At 34.2% G+C, this 16,760-nt stretch carries 18 protein-coding genes and 1 pseudogene; 2 read left to right on the forward strand and 17 right to left on the reverse strand.

Features of this window, described 5'->3' with window-relative positions:
* Window position 1: 1 nt before the first annotated feature.
* From ACQKNZ_RS18255 to ACQKNZ_RS18265, 3 genes and pseudogenes are all read right to left on the reverse strand, one after another.
* Window positions 2–1,003 carry an AAA family ATPase gene (locus ACQKNZ_RS18255; protein ID WP_427661069.1) on the reverse strand — a complete coding sequence of 334 codons (1,002 nt, stop codon included), beginning with the start codon at window positions 1,001–1,003 and terminating at the stop codon, window positions 2–4.
* 154 nt (window positions 1,004–1,157) lie between these two features.
* Window positions 1,158–1,793 carry a hypothetical protein gene (locus ACQKNZ_RS18260; RefSeq protein ID WP_427661071.1) on the reverse strand — a complete coding sequence of 212 codons (636 nt, stop codon included), beginning with the start codon at window positions 1,791–1,793 and terminating at the stop codon, window positions 1,158–1,160.
* A gap of 720 nt (window positions 1,794–2,513) precedes the next feature.
* A pseudogene (locus ACQKNZ_RS18265) lies at window positions 2,514–2,801 on the reverse strand (DnaB-like helicase C-terminal domain-containing protein); the annotation flags it as partial.
* On the opposite strand from ACQKNZ_RS18265, the gene ACQKNZ_RS18270 reads away from it, so the two are divergent.
* Together ACQKNZ_RS18270 and ACQKNZ_RS18275 are read left to right on the forward strand one after the other, a co-directional pair.
* On the forward strand, window positions 2,774–2,923 hold the full coding sequence (locus ACQKNZ_RS18270; RefSeq protein ID WP_427661073.1) for a recombinase family protein: 150 nt from the start codon (window positions 2,774–2,776) through the stop codon (window positions 2,921–2,923). The pseudogene ACQKNZ_RS18265 and the gene ACQKNZ_RS18270 overlap by 28 nt on opposite strands.
* Before the next feature lie 385 nt (window positions 2,924–3,308).
* Complete coding sequence (locus ACQKNZ_RS18275; protein WP_427661075.1) at window positions 3,309–3,623, forward strand: hypothetical protein; 315 nt, start codon at window positions 3,309–3,311, stop codon at window positions 3,621–3,623.
* A 9-nt stretch (window positions 3,624–3,632) separates the two neighbouring features.
* Here ACQKNZ_RS18275 and rlmD read toward each other — a convergent pair whose 3' ends face one another.
* The 14 genes from rlmD to ACQKNZ_RS18345 all read right to left on the reverse strand — a co-directional run bounded on the left by rlmD (window position 3,633) and on the right by ACQKNZ_RS18345 (window position 16,738).
* A complete protein-coding gene (rlmD, locus tag ACQKNZ_RS18280) occupies window positions 3,633–4,997 on the reverse strand; it encodes a 23S rRNA (uracil(1939)-C(5))-methyltransferase RlmD (RefSeq protein WP_427661077.1) in 1,365 nt (454 codons plus the stop codon).
* 127 nt (window positions 4,998–5,124) lie between these two features.
* On the reverse strand, window positions 5,125–5,313 hold the full coding sequence (locus ACQKNZ_RS18285; protein ID WP_144542031.1) for a hypothetical protein: 189 nt from the start codon (window positions 5,311–5,313) through the stop codon (window positions 5,125–5,127).
* 338 nt (window positions 5,314–5,651) lie between these two features.
* Complete coding sequence (locus tag ACQKNZ_RS18290) at window positions 5,652–6,248, reverse strand: YdhK family protein (RefSeq protein WP_427661079.1); 597 nt, start codon at window positions 6,246–6,248, stop codon at window positions 5,652–5,654.
* Window positions 6,249–6,372: 124 nt separating this feature from the next.
* Entirely contained in the window at window positions 6,373–7,107 is a 735-nt protein-coding gene (locus ACQKNZ_RS18295; protein WP_427661081.1) for a sulfite exporter TauE/SafE family protein, read from the reverse strand.
* Window positions 7,108–7,128: 21 nt separating this feature from the next.
* A complete protein-coding gene (locus ACQKNZ_RS18300) occupies window positions 7,129–8,052 on the reverse strand; it encodes a F510_1955 family glycosylhydrolase (RefSeq protein WP_151112758.1) in 924 nt (307 codons plus the stop codon).
* Between the two features lie 15 nt (window positions 8,053–8,067).
* The gene (locus tag ACQKNZ_RS18305) at window positions 8,068–8,745 is read right to left on the reverse strand and encodes a response regulator transcription factor (RefSeq protein WP_191697789.1); all 678 of its coding nucleotides are present in this window, start codon (window positions 8,743–8,745) and stop codon (window positions 8,068–8,070) included.
* Window positions 8,746–8,782: 37 nt separating this feature from the next.
* Window positions 8,783–10,144, reverse strand: a complete 1,362-nt coding sequence (locus ACQKNZ_RS18310) for a sensor histidine kinase (protein WP_191697812.1) — start codon at window positions 10,142–10,144, stop codon at window positions 8,783–8,785.
* A gap of 55 nt (window positions 10,145–10,199) precedes the next feature.
* Window positions 10,200–10,736, reverse strand: coding sequence for a thiol-disulfide oxidoreductase ResA (gene resA, locus ACQKNZ_RS18315; protein WP_427661084.1), 537 nt, complete (start codon window positions 10,734–10,736; stop codon window positions 10,200–10,202).
* A 37-nt stretch (window positions 10,737–10,773) separates the two neighbouring features.
* Window positions 10,774–11,484: a cytochrome c biogenesis CcdA family protein gene (locus tag ACQKNZ_RS18320; RefSeq protein WP_427661086.1), complete on the reverse strand. Its 711-nt coding sequence runs from the start codon at window positions 11,482–11,484 to the stop codon at window positions 10,774–10,776.
* 363 nt (window positions 11,485–11,847) lie between these two features.
* Entirely contained in the window at window positions 11,848–12,549 is a 702-nt protein-coding gene (locus ACQKNZ_RS18325) for a YjjG family noncanonical pyrimidine nucleotidase (protein WP_151112750.1), read from the reverse strand.
* A 510-nt stretch (window positions 12,550–13,059) separates the two neighbouring features.
* Window positions 13,060–13,164: a cytochrome bd oxidase small subunit CydS gene (gene cydS / locus ACQKNZ_RS18330; RefSeq protein ID WP_404814919.1), complete on the reverse strand. Its 105-nt coding sequence runs from the start codon at window positions 13,162–13,164 to the stop codon at window positions 13,060–13,062.
* 14 nt (window positions 13,165–13,178) lie between these two features.
* The gene (locus tag ACQKNZ_RS18335; RefSeq protein ID WP_154309970.1) at window positions 13,179–14,204 is read right to left on the reverse strand and encodes a cytochrome d ubiquinol oxidase subunit II; all 1,026 of its coding nucleotides are present in this window, start codon (window positions 14,202–14,204) and stop codon (window positions 13,179–13,181) included.
* Entirely contained in the window at window positions 14,201–15,547 is a 1,347-nt protein-coding gene (locus ACQKNZ_RS18340) for a cytochrome ubiquinol oxidase subunit I (RefSeq protein ID WP_427661089.1), read from the reverse strand. The genes ACQKNZ_RS18335 and ACQKNZ_RS18340 overlap by 4 nt, the downstream gene beginning before the upstream one ends.
* A gap of 279 nt (window positions 15,548–15,826) precedes the next feature.
* On the reverse strand, window positions 15,827–16,738 hold the full coding sequence (locus ACQKNZ_RS18345; RefSeq protein WP_427661091.1) for a diacylglycerol kinase: 912 nt from the start codon (window positions 16,736–16,738) through the stop codon (window positions 15,827–15,829).
* Window positions 16,739–16,760 lie beyond the last annotated feature (22 nt).

The raw sequence follows: 16,760 nt of genomic DNA on the forward strand, positions 1-16,760 counted from the left end.
TTTAATATTTCATAGTGATACCATTAATTACATTCGAAACATGGTCTTTTTTAATAATATTAGAATCTTCTAAAACAGCATTTTTTGCTATTTGTTGAGCTATAGAAACAATATTAGCAGAAGAATGGCCCTCTAACTCTTTAGAAATAATATCAAAATCAATCTCCTTACTTATTTTCATAGCAGATAAGGTTTCTAAAATTAGCCTTTTAATCTCCTTTTTAGATGGCTTAGGTAATTCTATAATGTCATCAAATCTCCTAAATAAAGCTTCGTCTAAAGCGACTTTTAAGTTTGTAGTAGCAATTAATAATCCCGGAGATTCATATTCATCTAATAAAGTTAATAACATATTCACTATCCTAGGAACCTCACCAACATCCTGACCATTTTTTCGAGATTTTGCAATAAAGTCACATTCATCTAATAGTAAAACCACAGCATTATTATTACAGTATTCAAATATAGACCTTAAATTCGAAGCTGATTCTCCAAAATATGAAGATAATAACGTATCGAATCTTACTTTTAATAAAGGAAGCCCTAAATTCCAGGCTAATCTTTCTGCTGCTAATGTTTTACCGCAGCCTGGAGATCCATATAATAAAATTTTTTTCTTTGGAATCAAATTAAATAAAGCTAATCTATGTCTTGCTACATATTCTTTTTCAATACTTTGAAGTTTAGTCTCTATTTCATCATTCAATACCATATGATGTTTTAATTTTTCCCGTGGGATGTAGGTAACTAATTGTGAATTGTCTCTTTTACTTATAGGTAATCCACTCATTTCATTTCCGAAATTTTTATTAACTACATGCTTAGAAAACTGCTTCTCAACTTTTGGTTTTTCAGTCTGTTTAATTTTTTCTAAAGTCTCAGCTAATAATACATGGTTTTTTTTGTATTCATTTGAAATTATAATATCCGCTAATTTTTTTAACGCTGTTACATCTTCAGAATAAATACCTTTAAACAAACGTTTATATAAATCTTTATTCAAAATTCCCCCTCCTTTCTATACAATTTAATGCTGCTTTCTATTATATATATAATAGACGTAAACTACTATTTTAACTAATTGTAGTTAAAGTTCACCCTGATTTATTTTACAAATAAAAAGCGCATTAATACTAAAATAGAAGGGGGATTATAATTTAATAATTAAAGCGAATTTTATGTTCTACAAGTTTTTTCTGAGTAGAAGACATGCAAGGAAGGATTTTTTTCAGCTTCCATTCTTCCATATCATTCAATTGTTGTTTTTCCCGATTTCGAGTAATAATTAATTTAAAATTAGATTTATTATATTCGACTTTAGCTTTGTCTAAACGCCAGATTAGGATAGCAAGTTGATTTGGTGTAAATGCCTTTCTATTTTTAAAATATAGAATAAATGATTCAATATCAAAATTTTCATCTAATGCACTAAGTCTGACTAACGAATTAATCACATGTTTTTCTTTAGCTTCTGTTACTAACTTTCTTCTATCACTATTTACTTTTCTTTTTGCCTCACGATTGCTAAGTACATATCCTTCTTCATTCAATACAGGAATTTCAAATTTAGTAATACATTCTGAACCGATTAACATTGTATTATTGTTATATTTATTCACTATTTCAAATTGGTATCTAATATTTTGATGACCGCAAATTTCACAAACTTCTTCTGCTACTTCTAAATCATACATTTCTCCCTCATAACGCCATTCAGATAATGCTATTCTAATATCAAATTTTTCTTCACTTAATGGAAATATATTATTGCCAACTCTCACAATCCAAGTCATAGAATATCCCTCCAAGAAACTTATTCAAATTATTGTCATTATATACAAATAAGATTTATACATAATTTATTCAACACAACAATATAAATTCCTTTATTTATAAAATATATTTAAGAACACACTTTATGTAGACTTGCATTTTTTCTCATGTATTGTTTTTTTAATCTAAAGAAGAATGTATCCCTTTATTAAGATACATATATTCTACCGCACTTAAATTAAGCTTTATTCACTTTAGTAACCATTAATAGTGACTATTATTAACTATATCAAACCCTTGATATGAAAGCGTTTGTTCGACTTTTAAGGCTATGGATAAATGCATTAGTATCTAACATTTGGAACTATTAGTAGTCACTATTACAAAAAACAATCAAACCTTTCCATTTTCAATACCCAAAAATCAAATTTTAAAGTAATGGTTACTACAATTAGTAACCATTACAAACCCTTGATATCACTGTATTTAGAGGTTTTTTAAAGACTCTAGTTTTTGTAGGAACTAATAATAGTTTCCAATATTAGTTCCTACATTTAAACGGATTTCATTAAGTCGTAAATATTACCGGTCTCTTTTTTAAATATGAGTTTAATAGTACCTGTTGGACCATTCCGGTGTTTTGCGACATCGACTTCAATAATATTTTTATTTTCAGTATTATTTCAGCAATTGCTAAATGTCTTATAATAGATTTGTCCGTTTGAATGAGCTGTAAATAATCAATGACAACTAAATGCTTTACCAGCTTCTTCTGTATTTAACTGTGAGCGGCGGCTATTGATAGAAAGATCTTTAATGGATTGTATACTTGTATCCTCAGAAATTACTAAATCCCAATTAGAAACTTCTCCTTCTGCCCGTATAATCGCTGTAATCTCCTGTTCCTCCAAGAGATTTACTCCTTTACCGAAAAAGCTCATTTTAACTTTTGCTTCAGCACAAATGGCCCTTGTTAATACCTGTTTTTTAGACATTTCAAGTGAGTAAAATAATACTTTGTTCTGCTTCTTACAAGCGTTCTGTTACGAGTAAAAAAAGATTAGCTATTAAACCAGAAGATTGGATTGTAGTTGAAGATACCCATGAACCGATTATCTCCAAAGAGGTTTTAATTTGGTGCAGCATTTAATCAAATCACGTAAGCGTGTACGCTCACAGCAATCAAATCACCTCTTTACTAGGATACTCATATGTGGAAGTTGTGGGGCTGGGCTACATTTTAAAAGAGAATGCTATGTCTGTGGTAAACAGAATAAATTCGGTAAAGCAGCTTGCTCTGAAAACTTCAGACCAATTGAAACTGCATTAATAAAAATCTTTGTTAGATGATATTTTTACGCTAATTTAAGGTATCCAACGCTGAAGCAATATTATCTTGATTACGATTATTAGAAGCTTCATTTTCAAAATTAGTTAACTGCTTCTCAATTAAAGAATCGATTACTTTCCCTGAAATGTTGGAAAAATAAGCATCGTTAGATGAAAGTATCGATAAAGATGATTATGATTTATTAATGAATGAAATCAATCCACAAATCGATCAATTAAAAGCTGGACTTAATGAGCTTGTAGAAAATGACAGTACAACTATTGTAGATCGACAAGAATTAAAAGCTTATATACAATTGCAGTTGAATCCGAAACAACTGTTAACAGAACTTACGCCAGAAATTTTGGCGCGGTTCATATATAAGATAATAGTAAAAGCAGACGGTTTAGAGGTACACTACTGTACCTCTAAACCGTCTGCTTTTTATGTTTCAACAAATATTAAGTTAGATATACCAAAGACTCATCCAAACAAAGCGTACGTTAAAAAACACGCTTAAATATAAGGGTTAGTCAGCTAACTCCAACCAAGCGACCGCTTCGCAATGTGTCGTCTGAGGGAACATGTCCACTGGTTGAATTTCCTGTGTCTTATAGCCGCCATCTTCTAAAATGCGAAGATCACGCGCTAGTGTTGCTGGGTTACATGAGACGTAAACTACACGTTTTGGGCGTTGCTCTATGATTGTCGTCAGAAGTGCTTCGTCGCAGCCTTTTCTCGGGGGATCCACTACTAGAACATCAGCATTTTTTCCTTCCTTGTACCACCGTGGAATGACTTCCTCTGCTGGGCCAGCTTCAAAGTATGTGTTAGTGAAGCCATTTAGCTCAGCATTTCTTTTTGCGTCCTCAATCGCTTGAGGGACAATTTCTACACCCAACACTTGCTTCGCTCTTTGCGCAAGGAACAATGAAATTGTACCAATTCCGCAATAAGCGTCAATTACAGTCTCGTCTCCTGAAAGCTGAGCATAATCGAGTGCCTGTTTATATAATACTTCTGTCTGCTCTGGGTTTACCTGATAAAAGGAACGAGCAGATATTTCAAATCGAACATCTCCGATTAAATCCTCAATCGTTGGTTTCCCCCACAATAGGTTTGTTTCGTCTCCGAAGATGACGTTCGTATTTCTTGAATTAACATTTTGCATAATCGAGGTGACTTTTGGTTCTGCTTCTCTAATTAGTTCAATAATTGCTTCCTTCTTTGAAAGCTTAGGATGCTTTGTTACTAAAACGACCATCACCTCGCCAGTTGCTCTGCCTTTACGGACTACTAAGTGACGCAGCTGACCTTTTTTTGTGTCTTCATTGTAAGGGACTAAGTCTAGCTCTAATGCCTTTTCCTTGAATGCTCTCATCAATCGATCAGCTTCATCCGATTGGATCAAACAAGTTGGAGTGTCTGCAATTCTGTGAGACTTCGCCTGATAAAACCCTGCAATCACCTTTCCATCCGCTAAACCAAATGGAATTTGAGATTTATTACGGTATTCCCAAGGGTTGTCCATTCCTTTTACAGGTAATACTGGCGCATCAATCTTGCCTAATCGTTGCATGACATTTCGAACCATATTTTCTTTCCATTTTAACTGACCTTCATAATTGATATGCTGGAGCTGACAGCCGCCACATTCATAAAATACAGGACATGGAGCTTCTACGCGAAATGGGGAGGGCTCTACAATATTTAATAATTTGGCAAATCCATAGTTCTTTAATGTCTTTAAAACACGTACTTCCGCTTTTTCATCTGGCAGACCACCATGTATGAATAGTGGATAGCCGTCGACCTTAGCAACGCCAGATCCATCATGTGTCAAATCCTCTATATAAACCGCTAACTGATCATTCTTTTTTACTGGTGTGTTCACTTTAAATCTCCGTTCTTGTGTAATGGATATTATTATATCAAATATAGGCGTCCAATAGTATCAGGTAGCTTAAGTGTATTAAATTTCTCACTTTTTTTACCCACAAAAAAAAGTAAGGAAAATTTCCTTACTCGTTTAACTTTAACATTAATGAGTCCTCTATGACAGTCCACTGCTTCTCAGGTAATATACTTTTGTTTAACCGAGCTACAAATTGCTCGGCCTCTTCAAGATTGTAAAATACTTTTATCAGTTGGCTATTTGAATTTTTCAACACTTCTGTAACACCATTCGTGCTACGTGCAATCACAAACATGTTCAACTCCAAGTTATGGCATTAACAATTTATCATTGTTATTACCATAGTATCTCATTAAACAAAAGAAAAGTATACATTTTTTGGAAAATTATAAAATTATATATTAAAAAAAATTATAATTTTTAAAATCTCAAAATACATTAAATTTCTTTTTGATAATAGTCTATACAACCTAAAAAAGCAGCATGGCATCAACGCCATTTTTATTTTTAGAAAGTAATTTTAAGAAAGAAGTATCTGTTCTGCAGTTTTCCCTATAGAAGTGGAATCATAATATTGATATTTCTTCCGCAACTTCAAACAAACTCTTTCGTGAAAGTTATAAAAATTTTAGTCTATTTTGCTGATAGTTCACTTTCTGTTACCCACTTATGATTTGTAACTGCTTCCCCGTCTGTAGTTGAAATGTAATCTACCATATATACGGTCGTAGCTTCTGATGAGTCAATTTCTGCATTAGCACCTTCCATTCCAGCCATATGGTCAGCTTCAATGGTAACTTCTGTTCCTGGTTTTAAAGGTTGATCACCGGCATTTTTTATTTCTTCTTGAATTACCCATTTGTGATTCTCCACCCTTTTGCCACCAGTTGTTGGAGTATAAGAAATGACATATACAGATGTATCATAAGCTCCTACAATAGTTGCTTCTGCACCCTTCATGCCGCTCATATGGTCAGTCTCTAAAATCGCTTGACTGCCAATTTCAAAAGTTGGGTTTTCAGCTACTTTCAATCCGTCAGGAACTTCACCAGACCCAGACATGTCCATATTAGAATGATCCATACCTTCCATACTCTCGCCAGAACTTTCATTCATGTTCATATTATTAGGATTAGGGTTTGTATTGGTTTCCTTCTCATCACTAGCACAAGCAGAAATAATCATTACAACAACCAACAAAATGGTACATATTATTAAATTTCTTTTCATTATAATCCTCCTCAATCTTTATTAATTACACACAACAAAAGAAACTTTGTTGTTGAAGACAATCATACACTGAAATTATGAAAAAACTATGCAGAACTTCCCCATAAATAATTGACCAAAAAGCTTATATTTCCCAGTAAGTGATTGTGTCAAAAAGTCCTATCATAAGAATTATAATGCCTGCTAAATTCTGAATAACTTTTCCCAGCTTCATACTTTTTTTCATTATTAATTGCCTTGCATCAAATAACCAAATTAATATAAACAAAAGAATTAGCGGTAAGGACGTCGCAAATCCAAATACTGCAGGTAAGACAAAACCATAAGAGGTTGATAAAACAGTAGGCATTAACCAAACAAAAAATAAGATAAACATTGTAGGACAAAATGCTAATGAAAAACTAGCTCCTAATAGAAAAGAACCTAACTTCCCTTCTTTTAATACCAATGGGATGCGCATAGTTAATCTATTAATAAAGCCAAACTTAAAAATCCCTAAAAGTACAAGACCTGTAACCATCATAAGTGGCCCAATCGCTTTACGAAATATTGGGAAGAACTCTGTCATTTTTGTCTCAAAGGATTGACCAAATATCCAAGCCAATAATCCAATTAAACTATATACAACGATTTTCCCTACGATAAAAGATATAATCTCTCCCCAATTCCCCTTCATTTGAATTGTTCGATTTCCATAAAAGGTAATAGCACTTAAATTCCCCGTTAATTGACAAGGTGCAGCCGCCCCAATTAAACCAAGTAGAAGTGCGACTACAATCGGAAAATGTTCGAAGGAGTGTAAGAAATCAGTAACTGGGTTACTTATTGTTTGACTTATCTTTGACATCAAACTGTACATCTAAATTCACCTTCTATTTTCTTATATTGATAACTCACCATTTGAAGCGAGTTTATCCCAAGAAAATCCTTCGTCTTTTGTTACATAAATATTATTATTGTTTGTAGCTATTACGATCTCTTTTAGATTCCCTGGGTTTATTGCAATAAAGATAATGGGATCCATTTCTAAATCAGATGGTAGTTCAATTTCTGTTTCCTCACTATTCTCTATCATGAAAGATTTTAGAAATACCTTATCATTATCAAAATTAGAATAATAACCTCCTGTCTCATTAAATGTTACATACGTGATATTATTAGTATCATTCTTCCGTTTAAAATTTTGTCCATAATCATCCGAAATAAATAATCCATCCTTGCTTGCTGCAGCAATAGTTTGCTTATACGTTGGGTGTGCAGACAAATTGGAAATATAATCTGACGTAAATCCATTCATAGCAACCTTCTTCCAAGAAACACCTTCATCTACAGAATAGTGTAAACCTACATCCATCTCTTTAACGGGTGTTTCATTTAATACGTAAATTGTATTTGAATCATAGCCAGCCGCAAGATAATGAAAATCAATCTCTCCATAAAAAGCTAATTGTTCGAAACTTGCTCCTTTATCGTTGCTCTTTATAAGACCTAGAGGATTTTTATATTCACTTCCTTCTTCTGGGTGACCACTTGAGAAAAATCCTTCTCGTACAGCTTGAAAGCCCATATAATCATGTTTTTGACTATTTGCTTCTTTCCATCCTTCTTTGCCATATTCATATAATCCTAAATGTGTTGCAATGGCAAATTCGTTTCCTCCATTTATATATCCCATACCGTGTATATGATCAATTTTATTATTTTTAACTTCGTTAAATAAATATCCTTCCTTTTCATTTGAGTTACATGCAGACAGGAGAAATAATATTACAATTAAACCAATTAAAAATTTATATTTTTTCATTTTAATATAACTCCCTTAGCTCCATTTATATCCGATTCCCCATACCGTCTTAAGAAATTCATCAATAGGGAAACCATTAGCTTTCAATTTTTCTCTCAAATTGCGTATATGTGAGTCTACCGTTCTTGTGTCTGTATATGTGCTAAATTCCCATGCAGCATTCAATAGCTCTTCGCGTGTATATGTTTTTTTGGGGCGAGTAATTAATGCTTCAATAATATAAAATTCTTTCAATGTTAGTTGTACGATTGCTTCATGGTATTGTAATGAATAAGTCTCCCTATTTAGTCTAAAAGCTTCGTAAGTTATAGACACTTCCTCCAATTCATTCACAGATAACCGGCGTAATATTGCATTAACTCTTGCCACCAACTCTTTTTCATCAAAAGGTTTTGTTATATAATCGTCAGCCCCAGTGTTTAATCCTTTTACTAAATCTAACTTTTCAGATCTGGCTGTAAGCATAATTATAGGAACATCAGAAAACTTTCTTATCTTTTTACAAGCTTCCCATCCATCCATTTCTGGCATCATGACATCTAAAAGGACAAGATTAACTTTCTCATTTTGCAGTATCTCTATTGCTTTCTTGCCACTTGTTTCTTTCATACATATGAATCCAAGTGGCTGAAGAAATAATTCAATTAAATCTAACATTCTAGGCTCATCATCCACTAACAAAATTTTCTGCATAAACGCTCAAAACCTCCTATTCAATCCTTACATAATCCTAAATTATTACTGTAAATGTACTTCCTTTTCCCAAAATACTATGAACCTCAATGCTTCCTCCATGTGCTTCCACTAATTCCTTCACAACAGCAAGCCCAATTCCTGATCCACCAAACGAACGTGAACGTGACTTTTCTATACGGTATAGTTTTTCAAATATGAAACTAATTTCATCGTTGGGAATTCCTATTCCACAATCAATAACAGAAATGATTGTCCTCTTCTCTTTTTTACGTACATCCAATGAAACCTTTGTATTTTCTTTAGAGTATTTCAATGCATTATCAAGTAAATTCAATACAATTTGCTCTAATCGCAAAGAATCGGCATGTACTTGAAAATTGTCCTCACATACATAACTTAGTTTGATATTCTTCATCTCAAAAGAAGGTCCAACTAGTTTGATGATGTTGTCAAAAAACGGCTGTGCATCAAAATACTCCTTTGATACAGTAAAAGAATTCTCATCCATTTTTGCTAAATCTAATAAATTTTTTACAAGTTCTTTCATTCTTTCTGACTCTTCTGCAATTATTAAAAGATACTGCTCACGTTCTTCTTTACTAATCTCTTTTCGCATTGCTACATTAGAATATCCAATTAGATATGTAAGAGGAGTTTTCAGTTCATGAGCAACTGAAGCTAAAAATTCATTTCGTTCCGTTTTCATTCTTTCTAGGTCATTTGCTAACTTTTGAATAGAACCTGACAATTTCCCGAGTTCATCCTTACCGATGGAAGGAAGACTCACAGCAAAATCCCCTTTGCTTAAGTTCTCCGTAGCTTCTTTCATACGTATTAAAGGTCTCGTAAGTAGTCTAGATAATGCCGTATAGACGATAAACAAGAGGATAACACTTGTCCCACCGGCAATTCCAAAATGCATGTTTAGCTTATCCACCAATTGCTTAATAGAAGATGTACTTTGAAACATGACAACATAACCAGATTGATCATTACTCACTTTATAGGGATGTGCACTTATAATATAAGGTGATTCATTCCACTCTGAAACTAGTACTTCATCTTTTTTCGAATCCAGATTTTTTATTAGTGGGATATAGTCATCTAAAGGCAAATTTTTTTCAAATGAGCTATTTATGATTTCCCCTTTGTTATTTGTAATAACGACTTCTCTTTCCTTTCCCTTTTCCATCAATACGATATGTCTCATAGTAGTATCAGAGTAGTATTCAAGAAGTACCTCGCGATGATTTGATCCGTTTTTTAATAATAAAGAGAACTCCTCATCAATTCTTGCATGTACAATATTTTGATGGAGATAAAAAATAAGGAATGCTTCCATTATCAGTACAGCGATGAAAAAATAAGCTGTTAACTTTGTCGAAATTCTATTCATCAAACCATTTACACCTTCTCACTAAAGAATCCAAATAACCAAATGAAACTAAATATTATGAAGGCATTATCTGCTCCATATATCGCTTTATGCTTTCCTCACTCATCTCACCAGTGATTATTTTCTCAATTTTACCTTCCGGGTTAACAAGAAAAGTAGTAGGTAAAGGATTAATATTATATGTCTCCATTACACTTTTATTTTTATCTATCAAAACCGGGAAGCTCAAACCTTTGCGATCAATATATTTTTGCACTTTAAAATCGGACTCACCTATGTTTACTGCCAATATTTGAAGACCGTTGTCTTTTACTTTTTTATACTGTTTGTCCATCAGCGGGAATTCTCTCTCACAAGGTTTACACCAAGTTCCCCAAAAGTTTAAAAAGACCCCTTGACCTCTGTAATCAGATAATTTATGGCTCTCTCCATTCATATCAATTAATACAAAATCAGGCGCTGTATCTCCTACTTGTAAAACTTCATTTTTACTTTTACTTAAATTAGTGTATATGGTAAAGACAATTACTCCAACCATTAACGTCAAAAGTGTAAGTCGCATGTAAAATCTTTTTTTCTTTTTGTTTTCCATAGTAAAAAACCTACTCTCTAATAAGTTTTGATTTAATTTAAAACCCTGTAAATCCTCCAAAAAAAGGAGTCAAAAATTCTATAATCTTTGTCAGCATATCAAAATATAGTAAGACTCCCATGACAACCATTAAAGTTCCTCCAAATTTCATAAACATTTCACTTCTTTTGTGTAAAAACTTCATTTTTCCTATAAATAACGACATAATGAGAAATGGAACAGAGAAACCTAGGACATAAAATAACATATATAGGATTCCACGTTCAGGATCAGAAAACCCTAAAGCAATAACACCAGCAAGAATTGGTCCTGTACATGGAGTCCATCCAGCAGCAAATCCCATACCAATCAACACAGACCCTATATGTCCCTTGGGACGCTTTTTAAACTGAACTCTCTTCTCTGAAAGGAGAAAGTCAAAATTAATAATACCTAGTATTACTAAACCAAAAAATATTATAAGAATTGCTCCTATTTGGCGTATTAAGTCTTGGTATTCAATAAAAATTGTTCCTATAAAAGATGTGGAGAAACCTAATGCCATAAAAATGAATGAAAATCCAAGTAAAAAAAGAAGCGTATGTACCAATGCCTTTCTATTTAACATACCTTTATCTTGTGTAAGTTCATTTAGAGATACCCCAGTTACATATGAAAGAAATGCGGGATAAAGGGGTAATGAACAAGGCGATATAAAGGACAAAAATCCCGCCCCAAAAGCCAAGAATAAACTTAATTGGTCAAACAATAAATTCACCTATCCTTTCATTATCCTCACGAATAGTATAGATAATAAATATGAAGAAATTATGCAGAGATTAATATAAAAAACTAAAAGAAGTTATAATATCTTTTTATTGTTTTTTTAATGGAAAAGTTGGATTGTAAGAGGCTAATTCTACAGGGGACGGAGCTTAATACTTAACACTCTTTTACAGCGGATACAATGAGAGGAGCATCTTTATAATCTCAAATAATAAAAAAACAACAACGTTTATTTGTACGTTGTTGTTTTTCGTTCTTTTGTTATAAAACAAATTAGGAGTGCAATTTGCTTTGTAGATTTGTTTATTCTTTTAATAAAATTGTTAATATTGGAATCTCCTAAAGCTTAAATTTCTAACATTTGACCTCGAACTATTTTTTTCATCTCTTTCCAATCTTGTATTTCATATGTAGGTAAAATAGAAGTTCTATTTTCTTTTTGCTGAGGATTGAACCAGCAAGTATCAATACCAAAATTATTCCCACCTTGTATATCAGAGGTAAGTGAATCACCAACCATTAAAACGCTAGACGGGTCTGTTATTCCTAGTTTCTTGAATGCATATTCAAAAATAGCTGACTGCGGTTTTTGATAACCAACCTCTTCTGAAGTGATTATAGCTTCAAATTTCCCATTCAAAGGAGAACCGTTGACTCTTGCATGCTGGGCTATTTGGAAGCCATTCGTTAAAACAGCAAAACGGCAGCCAGATAAATCCGTAAGCATTTCCTCTACACCATCGATTAAGTGAATTTCTCTTCCAAGGTTTTCAATATATTTATCACTTACTTTTTCTACATCTAACTCGAGGCTATGCTCTAAAAACAAACGTTTGAATCGCTCTATTTTTAATAGTTCTAGTGTTGTAATGCCGTTTTCTAATTCATCCCATAATACCTTACTAATTGCCTTATAGCTGCTTAAATAATCCTGAAGTCCATTTGGTAATCCATATTCTACAAATAACTGTTGAAATGCATTTTTCTCAGTCATTCCAAAATCGTATAAGGTATCATCTAAATCGAACATAATTACTTCATATCTCATTTATTTCTCCACCCCTTCTAATTCTATTTTAGCATAATCACTTTTCTTGTTTGTTTAGAAAAGGGATGATTGCCTCAAAGAGGCTTTCATTTCTCCAAATCAGTGTACTTATTTTGAAAAATAAATGACAAAAGGGTTGGAAACCATTTCGATTCCCAACCCTTTTCCAATTAATCTAGGTTAAATCGGCGAAAAAGTCCGTTGCAGCTTATCATTTTGGTTCTTATTACTTCAAGTTGGGGTTTCCATGCCAAACCGGCTTGTTCATTCCTTTAATAGGAAGCACTGGTGATGGGAGCGGCGACTCCAGCGGGAATAGCGCGAGCTGAAGACCCTGGACTGAGCTTAGCGAGGGAAGCGGCTGAAGCCGTGCGCGCGGAAAGCGTCCGCTCGTAGCGGAGATCAACGTTTCTAGCTTTATCTCTTAAAAAAAAACTGTAGGCAAAGCACCAAAATTCATAGTGTTTGTCTACATTCTGAAAGAACCTCTACTAATGAGGTCCTTTTTACTTATTCATCCTTAACTGGGCCATCCTTGGTGGATGCCCAAAATGCAATAATAATGGAGCCGATCAGTACGATGAAGGGTGCATAAAAAATTAGAAATTCAGTCATAGCGTTCGTTCCTCCTAAGCGTGATTATTCTTCTTCCCCTTGACATAATCTTTATTGAAAAGAAAAAGCTTCAATAAAAGATATAAGGACGGGATTAACAAGGCTAAACCTAGTATAAACACAATTATTAAGGATATTGCCATTGCCTCATTTGTGAAGCTATCATAGATTGTTAAATATGGATAAAGCAAATAAGGTTTATGGGAAAAGCCGTAAGCAAAAAAGGCGATTAAGAATTGTCCTGCCAATAATCCAAATGCCAAACCATACTTACTTTTTTTCCATAATAACCAGACGGTACCTAAAAACAATAGGAATGACAATCCAAAGGCCCACGAAATATCGAGCATATTATTGTAATGCTCCACGTTGTGCGAGCGCAATTCTACAATAATTCCACCAGCTGTAATGATCGTTGGAAAAGACCAGATTAATGCATACTTTCTCATCAAATTTGTTGCTTTTACATCTCCAGCCTTGTTGGCATACCATGTTAAAAAAACAGCCGAAATATATAAAACAGAAGTAAGACTTAATGCTACTATTGACCAGGTTAAGGGGCTGATGAACAAGGCGTTGTAATCTAAGCTTGGTGAGCCGTTAATCATTTCGATAAAACCACCCTCAGAAATGGTCAGGACTGTTGATAATGAGGCTGGTAGTAACAATCCGGATAAACCATACATAAAGGAGTACCCTTTATGCCCTCTGGATCCGTATGTTTCGAACGCGTAATAGGAGCCTCTAATCCCGAGCAATATTAAAGCAATACCCGCTGGGACAAGAAGAGTTGTTCCATAATAGAAAGCTGTCTTAGGAAAAAAGCCAATAATTCCTACAAAGAAAAATACGAGAAATACATTTGTTACCTCCCAAACAGGGGATAAATATCGCTGAATAATATTACTCAATATATGTTGCTTCCCAGTTATCAAGCTATAAGCATTAAAGAAACCGGCACCAAAATCAATGGAGCCAACAATTACATAGCCAAATAGAAATGTCCAAAGAACTGTGAGACCTATGATTTCCAGACTCATTGAATATCACCGCCCTTTTCTGAATTTCTATCTTTAATCTCCTGCTCAACCGGATTTTTTCGGAACATACGAGTAAGCACTACAACGCTACCTATTCCAAGTACCACATACAGACCTGCAAACAGGATTAACATAAAATCTACTTGATCACTCGTAGTAGCTGCATCTTCTACTCTCATTATTCCTCTTAATATCCAAGGCTGTCTCCCTACTTCTGCAAGCCACCAGCCAGCTTCAATTGCTATAATAGCTGCTGGGCCTCCTAAAACGAGAAGCCATCTATAAAACTTAGAATCGACAAATGCCCATTTTAATCGTTTACCTAGCCAATATAGCGCTGAAAGAGCAGCTAATCCCATACCGATTGTCACCATAATATCAAAGAGATAATGTATATATAGCGGAGGTGTTTCATCCTCTGGGAACTGGTCCAATCCAATAACCTCTGAAGTTGGGTTGAAGTGTGCAAGTATACTCAATGCATAAGGAATCTTAATAGCGTATTTAACTTTTCCATCGTCTAAGACCCCATATAAAATAAGTGGAGCATTTTCTTCTGTTTCAAAATGCCATTCAGCTGCCGCTAATTTTTCGGGCTGATACTCCGCTAAGTATTTACCGGAAAAATCACCGATAATGGCTGTCGCAATCGAAAAGATTAATCCGAGCTTTACCGTTAAATATAAAGCTTTTTTATGATAAATATGATTAGATCCCTTTAACAAACGAAAGGCTGCTATACTAGCCAACACAAATGCTGATGTCATATAAGCTGTTACAACTACATGTGCTACCTTTGTAGGCATCGCTGGATTGAACATCGCTAGTATGGGGCTAATGTTAACTAGCTCACCATTTACTACATCAAAGCCCTGGGGCGCATTCATAAAAGCATTTACAATGGTGATAAATACCGCTGAAAAGGAAGCACCGATTGCTACAGGAATTAGCAATAATAAATGTTTTTTCTGATTCTCAAAACGATCCCAAGTGTACAAATAAATTCCTAGAAAAATTGCTTCAAAGAAGAATGCGAATGTTTCCATAAACAATGGAAGTGCAATAATATTACCTGCTAGCTCCATAAAATTTGGCCATAAAAGTGATAGCTGCATACCAATTGCTGTACCGGTAACTACTCCTACTGCAACCGTAATTACAAATCCTCTTGCCCAACGTCTTGCCAACAATATGTAATGTTCATCATTCTTTTTAATACCTACCCATTGTGCAATCATAATCATTAAAGGAACACCAACGCCTATCGTCGCATAAATAATATGAAATGATAAGGTCAACTCTGTCAAAACACGACTATAAAATAATGAATCAGCATTTCCCATGCTAAACCCTCCTCATCCTCCAAAAACTCTTCCAGCAATCGATAGTATCATAATTCCCGCAACTACAAAGGCGAGCCACATCAAATACTTCTCTTGTCTCTTATACATACTATTCCACTCCTTCATATTCCTTATCCAGTATTAGTTTTAAATTATTCCCTAAAAAGATGGATTCCTAACATACTATTAGTAAAATTAGAACAAATATGAATAATGAAGGATTGCATAAAAAAAGTTACACTAAAACCCAGCACTTATATTGTGCTGGGTTCAATAATTTTACGGTCTGTCCTGCTCTCGAATTTCATCGATTGGTACAAAAACCTCAATATGTCTGTATAAGTTATGGAATGTTGCTGGAATGGTACCACCATATTCACCATCTAGATTCAGAAGAACCTTATCGTCAGAAGTTACTTTAATATTTGTCGCTTTCTCATAAATGACATGAGGGTCTCCTAAGTGCTCTCCTCGAATAGCGAGTGTTGCCAAGCGAATAAACTCTGCAATATTTACCTTTTTAAGAATTAGTAAGGAGAATTTCCCATCATTAATGCTTGAGTTGGGAGCTAGCTTTTCAAAGCCACCTACAGAGTTTGTAAGCCCCACAAGGAACATCATAGCTTCATCCTCAAATACTTCGCCATCGTATTCAATACGGACTTTAGTTGCGTTTATGGATGGAAGCATCTCAATTCCTTTTAAATAATAGGCCAGCTGTCCAAGCATAGTTTTTAGTTTACTTGGCACTTCATATGTAAGCTCAGTGATACGACCACCACCTGCTATGTTAATGAAATAACGGTCATTGACCTTACCCACGTCAACTGGTATTGTGTCGCCTTTTATAATAATTTCAACCGCTCGATGAATATCTCTTGGTATATGCACAGCTCGTGCAAAGTCATTTGTCGTTCCCATTGGAATAACACCAATTTTCGGGCGATTTTCAAATTCACTTACACCAGCTACTACCTCATTGAGAGTCCCGTCTCCGCCAGCGGCAATTATGATATCAAATTTATTCTCTACTGCTTTCTTGGCTGCGTTAATCGCATCCCCTTCACCTGTGGTCGCATGGCAGGATGTTTCATAGCCTGCTATTTCTAAAGCCTCCAATACTCCTGGTAAGTGTTTCTTAAACAATTCTCTTCCTGAGGTTGGATTGTAGATAATTCGTGCACGCTTCATACAGATTTCCTTTCTACTTTAC

This window comes from Psychrobacillus sp. NPDC093200 (assembly GCF_050280345.1).
GTDB classification, from domain to species: domain Bacteria; phylum Bacillota; class Bacilli; order Bacillales_A; family Planococcaceae; genus Psychrobacillus; species Psychrobacillus faecigallinarum.